Below are 13,290 nucleotides of genomic sequence, written 5' to 3'. Positions count from 1 at the left end.
TATTTCGGAGACGCCCTCCGCTTGTTCGGTTCGATTTGGCATCAACTTGCCTGATTCTTCGATAACTTGGTCGTGGGAAGACGAAAGCCAGTACGCTTCTGATCCATGGTCACACCTGAAGTAGAGCCTTACATCCGGCAGAAATTCGCCGAGAACGCGGGCCTCACGGAGGAGCAGCTATTCACGGCCGACGCGACATTGGCCGACGTCATCGCCAGTAGCCCGCGAATGACCAACAGCATCGATCTCATGGAAGCGTTCGCGCGCACCGCAAACGGATTGCGCAAGGACTACGGGGTGCGGGTGCGCCTTCCCGCGCTTCCGCTCGACACCCCGATTACGACGGTGCTGAAGACCTTCCTCGACGAATTCGAACGTGAGCAAAAGGAGGCGGCCGTATGAGTATCGCCGAGACGGACCGCGCCTCCTCCCCGGTGATCCGCCGGTCGGCCGCCTCCGACGGGCCGCCCGCCATCATCACCGACCTCTACGACGCGCTGACCAAGCGCGGTATGTCCCTGGTCGACGTCACCTGGGAGCAGCAGCGGCTGCACGAGTCCCGGCGGTGGAGCGTCGTGGAGATGCTGGCGGCCGTCGATCTGGACAGCCTCACCCCGCTCGACCGCAACCTGGTGTGGAACGCGGGCCGGGCCGAGCTGACCACCAAGCCGGGTGCGGACCGCCTCGAGCGGCAGTCGGAGGCCGAAGTCCGGCGCTGGCAGGACAAGAACCCCACGGTCGCCTCGATCATGGAGGCGTGCGGCACCTGGAGCCGCTACTGGAACGAAGAGGAAGCCCACCACGAGACGGTCTTCAACCGGCTGGCCGATCTCAGCGGGATGGAGCCGATCTCGGACGAGACCTTCATCCAGTTCCGCCAGGTCTTCCCCGACGACGACATGCTCCGCACGCTGGTGCTGCTCGCCATCTCGGAGATCACGGCCGCGGTCAACTACGGCCAGTGTCAGCATGTCATCGAGGACCCGGGGCTGCGCCGTATTTTCAAGCAGGTCGCCGCAGACGAGATTCAGCACCGCAACTACTTCGTCTCCTTCGCCAAGGCGCTGGTGGACAGCGGCGAATACCCGGCCAAGGACGCCTTCGCGGTGGCCCACCTCTTCCTCCGCGAGGACGGTGAGCTCCAGGGGAGCGCCCGAACCCAGCTGGAGCAGCGCGGTTCGCATGTGAACTGGTGGGACCAGCTCGAAGTGGGCGACAACGACTTCCGTCCCGAGGCGCTGGAGAAGAAGGAGCAGCTGATCTGCGGCGCTCTGAAGAAGATCACCGGGATCGAGGTCCATTCCCGTGAAGAGGTCGAGGACACGTGGATGGATCTCGTCGGGAGCTGATCGGTCTGGGGCACGACCTCCAGCTGATCAGTGAACTGGAGGTCGCTTCCTCGCTCCGCGAACCCGATGTCTTCTTCACCCGCGGAGAACTGCGCCACTTCGAATCGAAGATCTCTCCCCTGGAGAGCATGGCGGGCGCGTTCGCGGCCAAAGAAGCTCTTTTCAAAGCAATTCCGGCGGCGGATGAGACCTGGTTCTGGACCGATGCCGAGCTGGTCCACGACCACCATGGCGCACCGCGGTTCCAGACCCATGGAGCGCTGGCGGGCCAGCTGGCCCGGCACCGGCTGCGGGTGAGCGTTTCGCTTTCGCACAGCGGTGGCTTTGTCTCCGCCGTGGTCATGGTGACCGGCCGGACCTCGGCACTGACGCGTTTCTTCGATACGACCAATCGGGCGGTACGACGTGTTTTTCGGCGAATCCCGGCTGACCCTGCCGGTGCGCCCCAATGACCTCGATGCGCTGGGGCATGTGAACAACGCGGTCGCGCTCGAATATCTGGAGGCCGGACGGTGGGACTGGCTCGGCCGCCAGGGGCTTGTACACGGCGACCGCATGATCGCGGTGGTCGCCCGGACCGAGATCGACTACCTGGCTGAGATCCCCCGCGGCCAGATCGAGGTGCGTACGTCGCTCGAGTCGCCGTCCGCGGAGGAGTTCGACGAGGACGACCTCACCTTCCGGGCCCGGTTCCGGCAGCGCCTCCACCTTTCGGAGGCGGCGCGCCCCGCGGTGGACGCCCTGGTCACCGTGGCCTTCCTGGATGCCGAGCAGCGGTGCCTGGTCTCGATGCAGGACTTCCTCGCGGCCTCCGCCGTATCCAGCTGAACGAGCAGGAATGGAGAGCGCGATGAGCACGGCAGACGATCCGGTGGGCGATCCGATGGGCTATCCGGCGGGCGATCCGACCGTTGATCGGGCCGAGACCGAACGCTGGGTGCCGACCTCCGACGGCCATGAGCTGCACCTCAGGCAGGTGCGGCCGGGGGCCGGCGACGGGGGAGCGCCCGGAGTGCTGTTCCTGCCCGGCCTGTTCGCGGACGGCGGGTTCTTCCTCGGCAGGTCCGGGCAGGGGCCCGCGAAGGCGTTCCTGGACGAGGGCTTCACCGCGTACGTGGCCTCGCTGCGCGGACACGGCCCCAGCCGCTGGCCCGAGCGTCGGGCGTACGACTGGAACTTCGACACCTATGTGCGCCACGACGTCCCGGATCTGATCCGGGCGGTGTCGGCGGCCCACGACGGGCCGCTGTTCGTCCTGGCGCACAGCATGGTCGGCTATGCGGCCCTGGCCGCCCTCGGCGTCGACACCGACCTGCAGAAACGTCTCGCCGGGGTGGCCACCGTCTCCTCCGCGGTCAACGACTACAGCGACGGCGGACTGTCCAAACGGGCCCAGCTGACCTTCTCCTCGGTGATCTCCCGGCTCGTCGGACGGTTCCCGGCCCGGGCCCTCAAACAGGGCCGGTGCGACGAACCGCCCGGACTGATGCGGCAGTTCGCCGCCTGGGCCCCCTCCGGCGCCTTCCGCAGCGCCGACGGAGCGACGGACTACTGGCAAGCGCTCGGCCAGGTGACGCTGCCGGTGCTGGTCGGGATCGGCGCGGGCGACACCTTCCACGCGTCCCCCGCCCGGGCCCGGAAGCTGGCCGACCACCTGGGCGGCGGCGCGGAGTTCACTCTCTTCGGCCGGGAGACCGGGCTGAGCTGGGACCCCGGCCATGTCGATGTGATCCGCGGCGCCCGCGCCCAGGAGCAGGTGCTGCCCAAGCTGGTGGCCTGGATGCGCGGGATCGACACCACCACCGACGACACGACCAAGGAGTAGGAGAGGCGCGGTGCTCGAGCACATTCAGCGCAACCAGGAGTGCCCGCCCGAACGGGGCCTGTACCTGTACGACAAGTTCATCGACCCGCCCGAGTTCTTCAGCTACCAGGACTTCCCGGAGCAGGTCGCCGCGTACGCCGACTACTTCCGCGACCAGGGCATCGAGCCGGGGGCGCGGGTGCTGTTCCCGTTCGAGACCTCCAGTGCGGTGATCTTCGCCTTCCTGGGCCTCATGGAGCTCGGCGCCGTCCCGCTGTCGGTCAAACCGCTGGTCCTGGACACGCCGAAGGACTCCTACCTCGACTTCCTGGGCCGGGTCGCGCGGGACTACGAGGCGGTCCGCGTGCTGGAGACCCCGACCGTGGCCCCGCTCGATCTGCCCGTCCCCGGCCTGCCGCTGCCGCCGGCCGGGATCCGTAAGCCCGGCGCCCGGCTGCGCACCCCGGCGGCCGACGAGCTGGCGTTCGTCCAGTTCTCGTCCGGGTCGACGTCCTTCCCCAAGGGGATCCCGGTCCGGCAGGACATGCTCCGCGCCAACCTGGACATGATCACCCGTACGGACGGCCGTCAGCCCGAGGAGCGGGTCAGCAGCTGGCTGCCGCTCTACCACGACATGGGACTGGTCGGCGGGCTGCTGTCCTGTCTCGCCGCGGGGTGCGATCTGCTGCTCGCCGAGCCGGTGACCTTCCTGTTCGACGCCCTTGGCTGGTGGGAGCACATGGCCCGGGAGGGGGCCGCCGGCACGGTGATCCCCAACTTCGCGGTCGACTACTCGCTCAAGCTGATGCAGGACCTCGACGAAGAGGATCTGGCCGAGATCGATCTGTCCGGGGTGCGCTCGATCTACCTCGGCAGCGAACCCATCAACCTGCCCAACCTCAACGCCTTCCTGGACCTGATGGCCCCGGCGGGGCTGCGGCGCGATGTGTTCATGCCCTGCTACGGCATGGCCGAGGCCGTGCTGCTGGTCTCCAGCCGCCCCGTGAGCAGCGAGATCCGGTGCGTCGAGACCCCCTCGGGAGTGCCGGCCATCTCGGTGGGCCCCCCGATGCCGGAGTACACCGTGCGCCTCCGCGATGAGCAGGGGCGGGTGTGCGAGGACGGCCAGTTGGGCGAGATCGAGCTGACCGGCGGCAGTCTGGCCGCCTCCTACCTCGACAAACAGGCCCCGCTGACCGGGGACGACGGCTATTACGCCACCGGCGACATCGGATTCCTCGACGGCGGCGAGCTGTTCATCACCGGCCGCATCAGCGACCGGATCAAGGTGGGCGGCCAGAGCTACTTCGCCTCCGACTTCGAGCAGGCGATAGAGCGGCTGGAGTTCGTACGCGACGGCCGCATCGCCGTGCTCCAGATCGGCGCGGACATCGTCGTCCTGACCGAGGTGGACCGCGCCGCACGCGAGGACATCGAGGGCAGCCGGGCGAAGGTCGTCGACCATCTGGTGCGCACGGTCGGGGTGACGGTGCGGGCCACGGATGTGCACTACGTACGCCCCGGCCAGCTGGAGCGCACCAGCAGCGGCAAGCTGCGGCGGCGGGCGATCGCCGAGGCGTATGAGCAGGGGCGGCTGAAGGGGCTGACCTTCGACCTGCCGTAGGAGACCTGCCCGCGGGCGCGTAGCCGCGACCGGGTGAACCTACACGGCTCCGCCGCGCCGGGCCCCGCCCCAGACCCCCGTCCGGGGGCGGAACCCAAGCCGCGCGGCGGAGCCGCATGCCGATGGCCCGGGACTACTTCGCCCCGAGCACCAGGGCCAGTGGTGACTTCTTGTCGGGGTCGTCGGAGTCGGTCGACGGCTTCGAGGCGCTGGCGTTCCCGATGTAGAGCCGCCCACCTGCGTAGATGACCTGATGCTGCAGCGACACGCTCTCGATGAACGCGGTCTCCTCCGGGTTCTGCATCAGCTTCTTCTTCTCGTACGACTTGGTGTCGACGCGCCAGACCGCGCTGCCCTGGCTGAGCGTGGCCTCCTGGTAGGCGATGAGGGAGCCGTCCTTGTCGAGGCTGACCGGCACCAGCGGGCCGCCCTCGGCGCCGTCGGCCTTGGCGGTCACCTTGCCGGTCTTCAGGTCGATGGCGACGATCTCGTTGGACGGGCCCGATGCGGCGCTCGCACGGTAGTCCGTGCCCAGGTAGAGCTTGTTGGCCGACTTGCTGACGGCGATCTCCGCGCAGCCGCCGACGTTGGTCGCCTCGCAGTCGGCCTCGTACTTGCCGCCCTGCATGCCGAATTTGCTCAGCAGCTTGCCCTCTTTGCCGCTGTCGTCGATCGCCAGGAAGTCGGAGACCCCCGCCCCCGACGAGTCACCCGCATTGACCCCGATGACCAGCGGGTCGGTGGACACCACATGGGCGTACTCGATGCCCGAGGTCACCTTGTACGAGGACTTCACCGCCCGGGTCTTCGGGTCCACCGTCTGGACCTCCAGCTGCGGGCTGCCGGACACCTCGCACTCGCGCACCGCGACCAGCTTCGGCCCCTCGCCGACATAGCCGTTGTCCGAGCAGTCCTCGTCCTCGTCCGGCATCCACAGCGGCTTGCCGTCGATCGACCAGGCCGCGCCGCCGCTGATGCCGCCCGCTGCGACGGTGTCGCCGCCAATGGACACCTCGTCGAACATGATCGGCCTGTCGGAGGCCCATTCGCCGGTCTCGCGGCCCTGCTTCGTCCAGAGCAGCTTGCCCTTCTTCAGGTCCACCAGGCCGACCTGGGTGCAGACCGGGTTGTCCGTTGAGTCGTCCTGGAACAGGACCGCGGTCAGGCCCGCCTCGGTGACCTGCGGCGATGCCCAGCAGAGCTCGCCCTTGAGCGGGATCTCCCATGCGGCGGCGCCCCCGGTCAGCGGATAGCCGACGATCTTGTTGACGTCCGACTTGACCCAGTTCTTGTCGGTCACCCACATGCCGGGGGTGTTGACCAACTCGTCGACCTTCGGCATCGGGATCTTGTTCAGCAGCTGTGCGTCGACGGTCCCGGACGCCGAGTCGCCGCCCTTCCCGCCCCCGCCGTCGTCGCCCGAGTCGCCGCCCACGGCGAGCCAGACGCCGCCGGCGACCAGCGCGATCGCCACCACCGCGCCGACGATGACCCCGACAGGCGACTTCGACTGCTGCCGCCGACGGCTCGCCCGGCCCCCGCCGGGCGGCGGGCCCGGCGGGGGGCCGGGCAGAGGCCCTTGCTGCGGGATGTGCGGCTGCTGGGGCATCTGTGGCTGCGGCTGCTGTGGCATGTGCGACTGCTGTGGCGCGTACGGCTGCTGCGGCATCTGCGGGGGCGTCGGCGGTCCCGCAGGGCCCGGCGGCGGATAGCCGTATCCGGACGGCGGGGGCGGCTGGGACATCCCAATTCTCCTTCTCGCAGACAATGTAAACCGGCAGCGAGAAAGGTTTCTATCAAACACTCGCCATTAATGCACAACGCGGGGTCCGGATTTCCGGAAAACCGCAGTTCACGAGATTACTGATCTAAATTCCAGTGGAAATGTTCCGCGGATTATTTTCCGAATTCGGCCCGCCGGGGGCCGAGCACCGTACGCACATAGTCCTCGACCGTCGCCTCGAGCCCCACGTCCCGGCCCGCCCGCTCGGACAACGACCAGCGGTGTTCGAGCAGTTCGTGGTAGATCTGCGCGGTATCGGTGGAACCCCGCAGCTCCAGGGGCACGGCCCGTACGGTGGGCCGGAAGACATCGCGGACCCAGCGGTGCGCGAGCACTTCCGGGCGCGCGCCGAGCGGATCGCCAGGAGCGTAGTCGTCCTGCGAGACCATCCATGTCTCCAGGTCGTTGAGGAGGCTGCGCGCCTGATTCTCCTCCGCGTCGAGACCGGTCAGCCGCAACAATTGCCGTTGATGGTGTCCGGCGTCCACGACTTTTGGCAGAAAAGTGACCGTATCCCCGTCCGGTGACCGCTGGATCTGCATTTCCGCGACGTCGAAACCGAGACCGTTCAGCCGCCGCACCCGCCGGTCGATGTAGTGCCGCTTGGCCAGCGGATAGACCGACTCGCGGGTCAGCTCGTGCCACAGCTCGTCGTACCGCTCGACGATCTCCCGGCCGAACAGCACCGGATCCACGGAGGGGTGCAGCGATCCGCCCGCCTCCAGGTCCATCAGCTCGCCCGCGATGTTCACCCGGGCGACCTCGAGGTCGTAGCTGCGCTGCCCGCCCGACAGCCGCGGATGGAGCTGCCCGGTCTCCGCGTCCACCAGATACGCCGCGTACGCGCCCGCGTCCCGCCGGAACAGCGTGTTGGACAGCGAACAGTCGCCCCAGGCGAAGCCGCTCAGATGCAGCCGCACCAGCAGCACGGCGAGCGCGTCGAGCAGCCGCTTGATCGTGCCGGGCCGCATCGTCGTCTCGAACATCGACCGGTACGGCAGTGACCCCACCAGATGCCGGGTGATCAGCGCGGGCTCCAGCGGCTCCCCGTGCTCATCGGTCCGCCCCGTGACCACCGCGACCGCGTCCACGGCGGGCACGGCCAGCCGGTCCAGATCCCGCAGCAGCCCGTACTCCCGCACGGCCGCCCACTCGCCGACCTCCTTGACCGCCACCACCTCCCCGCCCGCCCGCGCGAACCGCACCACATGGCGCGAGATACCGCGCGGCAGCGCGACCAGATGCTCATCCGGCCACTGCTCCAGCGGGACGCTCCACGGGAGGTCCAGGAGAGCCGCCGGGTGCTCGGGGGAGGTCGCGGTGATTTTGAGGTCCATGGAGAAACCAGTGACACACCCGCGCGCCGGAGTCCAGGGTTCGGCGCCCGGCAGCGACGGGCATCACACCTGGCCGGGGGCCATTGTCAGACCCTCGCCGTACGGTTCTCCCAACGCCGTCCACACCGGAGGGGCCATGACCTACGCCGCCCGTCTCGTCACCACGCTCGCCACGCCCTTGGACCTGGCCGCGGCGGATGCTCCGTCGCCGCAGACAGGGCCGGAGGCGCGGCTGATCGTGCAGCGCGGCGACACCGAGGTGGTGGCGTACGACCTCGATGAGTACACCGCCGGGGGCGAGGCCGCGACGGTCCGCTTCCCGGCGCCCTGGCCGCGCCGCTTCGGCACCGTCACCGTCTCCCCGCGCCTGGACCTCGCCGTCTTCGCCGGGGTGCACGCGATACGGGCCGTGGACGCGACGGGCGCGGTGCGGTGGGAGGTCCGGCACGGCTGCTGGGACGGGAGCTGCCGTGAGCTGCACACGTCGTTCGACGAGTACCCCGACTCCCACGGGCATCTGTACGCCGACAGCGGCTCGGCGGCCGTCGCGGCCGACGGCAAGCTGGTCTGGGCCCATATCCGCGGCCCGCTCGCTTCGGACGCCGACCCCGATCCGGGCGCGCTCGACGAATGGCTGGTGCTCGATGCCGCGGACGGCAAGGTGCTGGCCCGGGTGGACGCGCAGACCGCGGCCGCCGGATCGGAGCATGTGCCGCACCCCGACCCCGGGCAGATGGGCCTGAGTGTCGGCGAGGGCCAGGACGGGGTGCCGCTGCTGTGGGGCCGCTGGGACGGCCGGACGCTCACCGTGGACCGGCTGGGCGGCGACGACTGGGTGCTGCTGGCGGTCAGCCCGTCCGGCGACCGCTTCCTGACGGTCACGCACTACCAGGAGACGCTTGCCGTGCACCGCGCCGCGGACGGCTCGGTGCTCGCCGAGGCGGACGCCGCGGCCACCGTGCCCCGCCACCCCGAGATGCCCCCGGACAACGACGAGGACGAGCCGTGCTGGGACTACTACGCCGGCTTCCTCGACGAGGACACCGTCATCGTGGGCACGGCCGGGAGCGACGAGGAGTTCGGCGCCGAGCGCCACTGGCTGCTGGACGCGGCGCGGATGAGCCTCACCGGGCAGATCGACTATCCGTTCCCCATATCCGGCTGGCCCACGGCGCTGGGCGACGGCACCTGGCTCACCCGCTCCGAGGCCGGGGACGCCCTGCACCTGTGGACCTTGTGAGTCGGCTCAGCTCAGGGTGTCCAGCCAGCGGGTGAGGCGGGCCCCCTCGCGGGTCATGATCTCCGGGTCGCGCAGGGCGTTGGAGAGCAGGGACATGCCCTGGTAGGCGCCGACGAGCGCGATGGCGAGCCCGTCGGGGTCGGCCACGCCCATCTCGCGGAACTGCTTCTCCGCCCAGTCGAGCAGCTGCCGGAAGGCCCGGCCCGCCGCGAGGTCGAGGCCGCCCTCGGCGCGCTTGTCGACTTCGGCGGCGAGGGTGCCCGTGGGGCAGCCGTAGCGGGCCGCCATGTCGCGCCCGCCGACCCACGCGGCCACGAGCCTCTTGAGACGTTCGCGCGGGTCGGGGAGCTGGTCCAACTGGTCGGTGAGGCTCTTCAGATGGGCGCCGTGCTCGGCGAGGGCCGCCTCGACCAGCTCGTCCTTGGTCTTGAAGTAGTAGTACACATTGCCCGCCGGGACATCGGCGGCGCGGGCGATATCGGCGATGGTCGTGCGCTCCACGCCCTGCTCGTGCAGGACCCGTGCCGCGGCGGCGGTCAGCCGCTGCCGCTTGCCGACGGCCTTCTGCCGGCGAGGTGGCGCATCCGCTGAGTCAGTCACCCGACTAACTATAGACAACCGGTGGTCGAAACGTGCTAGCGTCTGCGTCAGCGGAGTTAGTCAGTCGGCTAACTCACTTCCTCACTCATTCCCGAGACTCTTGGCATAGGGAGATCGACATGATCGTTGTGACCGGTGCGACCGGAAACGTCGGACGGACGCTGGTGCGGACGCTCACCGAGGCTCAGGTGCCGGTGACGGCCGTGGCCCGGCACATCACCGACGCCGACGTGGCCCCGGAGGTGCGGGCGGTGGCCGCCGACCTGGCCGAACCGGCCGGTCTGCGGGGCGCGTTCGAGGGGGCGGAGGCGCTGTTCCTGCTGGTGGCGGGGGAGGACCCGCAGGGGATCCTGGGCGTGGCGAAGGCCGCCGGGATCCGCAGGGTGGTGCTGCTCTCCTCCCAGGGCGCCGGGACCCGCCCGGACGCGTACCGGCACGCGGGCCAGTTCGAGGCGGCCGTACGGGGATCGGGTCTTGACTGGACGATCCTGCGGTCGGGCGGGCTGGACAGCAACGCCTTCGCCTGGGCCGAGCCGATCCGTACGGCGCGGCAGGCCGCGGCGCCGTTCGGCGACATCGGCCTGCCCTTCGTCGACCCCGACGACGTGGCCGCGGTCGCCGCCGCCGTGCTGCGCGACCAGGCCCCCCACCAGGGCGCCGTCCACACCCTCACCGGCCCCGCCCCCACCACACCGCGCGAGCGGGCCGCTGCCATCGCGGCGGCGCTGGGCGAGCCGGTGCGGTTCACCGAGCAGACCCGCGAGGAGGCCCATGAGCTGATGGCGCGGTTCATGCCGCTGCCCGTGGTCGAGGGCACCCTCGCCCTCCTGGGCGCGCCGACCGAGGAGGAGCAGCAGGTCAGCCCCGACGTCGCGGACATCCTGGGCCGGGCGCCCGGCACCTTCGCCGGCTGGGCCGAGCGCAACATCGCGGCCTTCCGGTGAGGGTGAGGCTGCCGGTGAGCGCGACGGCCGAGGACTTCCTCGCCGAGCCGCACATGGCCACCCTGACCACCCTGCGCCCCGACGGCTCGCCCCACGTGGTCGCGGTGCGCTTCACCTGGGACGCCCCGGCGGGCCTCGCCCGCGTCCTGACCGTCGACACGACGCGCAAGGCCAGGAACCTCACCGCCGGGCCGGGCGGGCGCGCGGCGCTCTGCCAGGCGGTGGGGTTCCGGTGGGTGACGCTCGAAGGCTCTGCCACCGTGCACGACGCACCCGATCGGGTGGCCGAGGGCGCCCGCCGCTACACCGCGCGCTACGGGGCGCCGCCGCCCGCCCCGCCCGGCCGCGTGGTCATCGAGATCGCGGTCGACCGCTTCACCCGCCTCAACCTCCCCTGACCTGACCTGACCTGACCTGAACGGACCGGAAAAGGAACCGAAATGCCCGTCCTCCCCATCCACGACTCGACCATGCACTACCTGGAGTCCGGCACCGGAGTGCCGATCGTCTTTCTGCACGGCAACCCGACCTCCTCCTACCTGTGGCGGCACGTCATGCCGGCCGTAGGGCCCGGACGGCTGCTGGCCCCCGACCTGATCGGCATGGGCGATTCGGGCAAGCCCGATATCGACTACACCTTCGCCGACCACGCCCACTACCTGGACGCCTGGTTCGACGCGCTCGACCTTCAGGACGTGGTGCTCGTCGGCCACGACTGGGGCGGCGCGCTGGCCTTCGACTGGGCCGCACGACACCCGGACCGGGTGCGCGGCATCGCGTTCACCGAGACCATCGTCAAGCCGATGGCCTGGGAGGAGTTTCCCGAGGGCGGCCGGGAGCTGTTCCGGGCGATCAAGACCGACGGCGTCGGCGAGGCGATGATCCTCGACGAGAACGCCTTCATCGAACAGGCCCTGCCCGCCGCCGTGGCGACCCCCCTCAGCCAGGGCGACCACGACGTCTACCGCAAGCCCTACCCCACCCGGGAGAGCCGGCTGCCCCTTCTGCAGTGGCCGCGCTCGATGCCGCTGGGCGGCGAGCCCGCCGACGTCGTGGCCAGGATCGAGGCGTACGACCGGTGGCTGGCGGCCAGCTCCGAAGTGCCCAAGCTGCTGCTCACGTATCAGCCCTGGCCGGGGGCCATGATGCAGGCGGACATCATCGCGTGGTGCGCGGCCAACATCGCCGGTCTTGAGATCGAACACTCCGAGGCCGTCGCCAGCCATCACACCCCTGAGGACCAACCGGAGTTGATGGCCGCGGCCATCTCGGCGTGGGCGGACCGGCTCGGCCTCCGCCACCCGTAACTCGGCCTGGCCACGCCCCGCTGTGCCCGCGCTCACCCTGGCAGCGGTGATGGACCGGTTCTTCCAGCGGTCCGACTTGGCCGCCTACCGGGACGTCGCGGCCGGCTTTCTGGTGCTACAGCGTCGCGCCGATGGCACCATCACGCCGACCGAGACGATCGTCCTGGTCCGCGCTTGATCACACAGGACGGATCCCGCTCTAGCCCAGCGGACGCGGCTGCGGCCACCGCTGATCGGCGGCCCAGTCCGCGAAGGAGGTCCAGGCGATGCCCGGGAAGTCGTCGCGCAGCGCGGGGATGTCCACGGAATAGCCGGTCTCCGTGAGGAACGTGAACATGGCCCCCATGTCCGCGCTGGCCTGCCGGACCAGGTCGAGGGGCACATGGCGGTACTCGACCGGGCCGCCGGCCGCCGCGCCGATCGCCTGGGCCATCTGCCGCGGCGTGGGCGCGTCGCCCGCGACCTCCACCCGGTGGCCGATCCAGCGCTCGGGGGCGGCGATCACGGCGGCCACGACCGCGCCCAGGTCGCGGCGGGCGATCTGCTGGAGCGGGGTGTCGGCGGGGACCGCGAGCGACAGGATGCCCTGGGCGATCTCGTCCAGGCCGCCCATGGCGTTCTCGAAGAAGTACGTCGGCGCGACCACGGTCGCGGGCAGGCCCGCCTCGGCCAGCACGCGCTCGATCCGCGCCTTGCTCTCGAAGTGCGGGATTCCGGTGGAGCGGTCCGCCGAGGCCACCGAGGCGAGCACCAGATGCTCAAGACCCGCCCGACCGGCGGCCTCGATGATCGCCTGGCCCTGCCGTACCTCCGCGTCCGTGCCCGACTCGAACGGCGTGGTCACCGCGAAGGCGGCGGACACGCCTTCGAAGGCCGCCGTCAGCGACGCCGCGTCGGACAGGTTGCCGGGGACCACGTCCACCCCCTGCTCGGCGAGCCGGCGCGCCCGCGGTTCGGCGGGGTTGCGGACCACGGCGCGGATGGCCTGCCCCGACGCCAGCAACGCCTGTGCCACCGCGCCGCCCTGTCCACCGGTGGCTCCCAGCACTGTGATCATGAGTACTCCATTACTTCGTATTCTTCGCAGAACAGCCGAGTCGCGCCCCGCACGCCCCCATCGTCATACATGATCAGCGAGCGGCCGGCAGCCGCGGTGGTGCCCAGTCGCCGTGTCGGAGGACGGCCTGGACGGTGACGCGGGACGGGGCCGGCCGGAGGGCCGTGTTGCCACCTGGTCGCCGCGGCGCCGCAATGACTTTGCGGTGAGTATGGGACAGCGACACGCCGATACCACGGCGTGTC

Annotated in this window: 15 protein-coding genes; 11 read left to right on the top strand and 4 right to left on the bottom strand. The window is 70.2% G+C overall.

The features are described 5' to 3' along the window. Positions 1-105: 105 nt before the first annotated feature. From ACWDSL_RS32555 to ACWDSL_RS32530, 6 genes are read left to right on the top strand one after another with little or no spacing between them, the layout of a single operon-like run. A complete protein-coding gene (locus ACWDSL_RS32555; protein ID WP_014179767.1) occupies positions 106-402 on the top strand; it encodes a hypothetical protein in 297 nt (98 codons plus the stop codon). Next, entirely contained in the window at positions 399-1,349 is a 951-nt protein-coding gene (locus ACWDSL_RS32550) for an acyl-ACP desaturase (protein ID WP_450491556.1), read from the top strand. The genes ACWDSL_RS32555 and ACWDSL_RS32550 overlap by 4 nt, the downstream gene beginning before the upstream one ends. After that, positions 1,325-1,801 carry a holo-ACP synthase gene (locus tag ACWDSL_RS32545; protein WP_450491555.1) on the top strand — a complete coding sequence of 159 codons (477 nt, stop codon included), beginning with the start codon at positions 1,325-1,327 and terminating at the stop codon, positions 1,799-1,801. The genes ACWDSL_RS32550 and ACWDSL_RS32545 overlap by 25 nt, the downstream gene beginning before the upstream one ends. Next, positions 1,788-2,177, top strand: coding sequence for an acyl-CoA thioesterase (locus ACWDSL_RS32540; protein WP_450491554.1), 390 nt, complete (start codon positions 1,788-1,790; stop codon positions 2,175-2,177). The genes ACWDSL_RS32545 and ACWDSL_RS32540 overlap by 14 nt, the downstream gene beginning before the upstream one ends. Positions 2,178-2,199: 22 nt before the next feature. Continuing rightward, complete coding sequence (locus ACWDSL_RS32535; protein WP_450491553.1) at positions 2,200-3,174, top strand: alpha/beta fold hydrolase; 975 nt, start codon at positions 2,200-2,202, stop codon at positions 3,172-3,174. A gap of 10 nt (positions 3,175-3,184) precedes the next feature. Then, complete coding sequence (locus tag ACWDSL_RS32530) at positions 3,185-4,777, top strand: AMP-binding protein (RefSeq protein ID WP_450491552.1); 1,593 nt, start codon at positions 3,185-3,187, stop codon at positions 4,775-4,777. 133 nt (positions 4,778-4,910) lie between these two features. Here ACWDSL_RS32530 and ACWDSL_RS32525 read toward each other — a convergent pair whose 3' ends face one another. Further along, complete coding sequence (locus ACWDSL_RS32525) at positions 4,911-6,521, bottom strand: hypothetical protein (RefSeq protein ID WP_450491551.1); 1,611 nt, start codon at positions 6,519-6,521, stop codon at positions 4,911-4,913. A gap of 152 nt (positions 6,522-6,673) precedes the next feature. Then, positions 6,674-7,897 carry a DUF4032 domain-containing protein gene (locus tag ACWDSL_RS32520; RefSeq protein ID WP_450491550.1) on the bottom strand — a complete coding sequence of 408 codons (1,224 nt, stop codon included), beginning with the start codon at positions 7,895-7,897 and terminating at the stop codon, positions 6,674-6,676. A gap of 136 nt (positions 7,898-8,033) precedes the next feature. Between ACWDSL_RS32520 and ACWDSL_RS32515 the strand changes: the two genes are divergently transcribed. Beyond that, positions 8,034-9,137 (top strand): hypothetical protein, encoded by a 1,104-nt coding sequence (locus tag ACWDSL_RS32515; RefSeq protein WP_450491549.1) that lies wholly within the window; start codon positions 8,034-8,036, stop codon positions 9,135-9,137. 6 nt (positions 9,138-9,143) lie between these two features. Here ACWDSL_RS32515 and ACWDSL_RS32510 read toward each other — a convergent pair whose 3' ends face one another. Beyond that, on the bottom strand, positions 9,144-9,737 hold the full coding sequence (locus tag ACWDSL_RS32510) for a TetR/AcrR family transcriptional regulator (RefSeq protein WP_450491548.1): 594 nt from the start codon (positions 9,735-9,737) through the stop codon (positions 9,144-9,146). 119 nt (positions 9,738-9,856) lie between these two features. Here ACWDSL_RS32510 and ACWDSL_RS32505 point away from each other — a divergent pair, with 119 nt between their 5' ends. The 4 genes from ACWDSL_RS32505 to ACWDSL_RS32490 are packed head-to-tail and all read left to right on the top strand — an operon-like array spanning position 9,857 to position 12,166. Further along, positions 9,857-10,681 carry an SDR family oxidoreductase gene (locus tag ACWDSL_RS32505; RefSeq protein WP_450491547.1) on the top strand — a complete coding sequence of 275 codons (825 nt, stop codon included), beginning with the start codon at positions 9,857-9,859 and terminating at the stop codon, positions 10,679-10,681. Between the two features lie 8 nt (positions 10,682-10,689). Beyond that, positions 10,690-11,079, top strand: a complete 390-nt coding sequence (locus tag ACWDSL_RS32500) for a pyridoxamine 5'-phosphate oxidase family protein (RefSeq protein ID WP_450491574.1) — start codon at positions 10,690-10,692, stop codon at positions 11,077-11,079. A 42-nt stretch (positions 11,080-11,121) separates the two neighbouring features. Next, the gene (locus ACWDSL_RS32495; protein WP_450491546.1) at positions 11,122-11,988 is read left to right on the top strand and encodes a haloalkane dehalogenase; all 867 of its coding nucleotides are present in this window, start codon (positions 11,122-11,124) and stop codon (positions 11,986-11,988) included. A 46-nt stretch (positions 11,989-12,034) separates the two neighbouring features. Beyond that, on the top strand, positions 12,035-12,166 hold the full coding sequence (locus ACWDSL_RS32490) for a hypothetical protein (RefSeq protein ID WP_450491545.1): 132 nt from the start codon (positions 12,035-12,037) through the stop codon (positions 12,164-12,166). A gap of 21 nt (positions 12,167-12,187) precedes the next feature. Here the strand turns inward: ACWDSL_RS32490 and ACWDSL_RS32485 are convergent, their stop codons facing one another. After that, positions 12,188-13,045, bottom strand: a complete 858-nt coding sequence (locus tag ACWDSL_RS32485; RefSeq protein ID WP_450491544.1) for an NmrA/HSCARG family protein — start codon at positions 13,043-13,045, stop codon at positions 12,188-12,190. Positions 13,046-13,290: the final 245 nt, after the last annotated feature.

Source organism: Streptomyces sp. NPDC000941 (genome assembly GCF_053599555.1).
Note: the sequence above shows the minus strand (reverse complement) of the source record. Positions and strands in the feature narration are given on the sequence as shown.

What these genes read in the sequence shown, in the direction of transcription:
- ACWDSL_RS32520 (WP_450491550.1), bottom strand. Translation starts at nt 7,897, where the DNA reads ATGGACCTCAAAATCACCGCGACCTCCCCCGAGCACCCGGCGGCTCTC.
- ACWDSL_RS32555 (WP_014179767.1), top strand. Translation starts at nt 106, where the DNA reads ATGGTCACACCTGAAGTAGAGCCTTACATCCGGCAGAAATTCGCCGAG.
- ACWDSL_RS32535 (WP_450491553.1), top strand. Translation starts at nt 2,200, where the DNA reads ATGAGCACGGCAGACGATCCGGTGGGCGATCCGATGGGCTATCCGGCG.
- ACWDSL_RS32515 (WP_450491549.1), top strand. Translation starts at nt 8,034, where the DNA reads ATGACCTACGCCGCCCGTCTCGTCACCACGCTCGCCACGCCCTTGGAC.
- ACWDSL_RS32550 (WP_450491556.1), top strand. Translation starts at nt 399, where the DNA reads ATGAGTATCGCCGAGACGGACCGCGCCTCCTCCCCGGTGATCCGCCGG.
- ACWDSL_RS32495 (WP_450491546.1), top strand. Translation starts at nt 11,122, where the DNA reads ATGCCCGTCCTCCCCATCCACGACTCGACCATGCACTACCTGGAGTCC.
- ACWDSL_RS32505 (WP_450491547.1), top strand. Translation starts at nt 9,857, where the DNA reads ATGATCGTTGTGACCGGTGCGACCGGAAACGTCGGACGGACGCTGGTG.
- ACWDSL_RS32485 (WP_450491544.1), bottom strand. Translation starts at nt 13,045, where the DNA reads ATGATCACAGTGCTGGGAGCCACCGGTGGACAGGGCGGCGCGGTGGCA.
- ACWDSL_RS32525 (WP_450491551.1), bottom strand. Translation starts at nt 6,521, where the DNA reads ATGTCCCAGCCGCCCCCGCCGTCCGGATACGGCTATCCGCCGCCGGGC.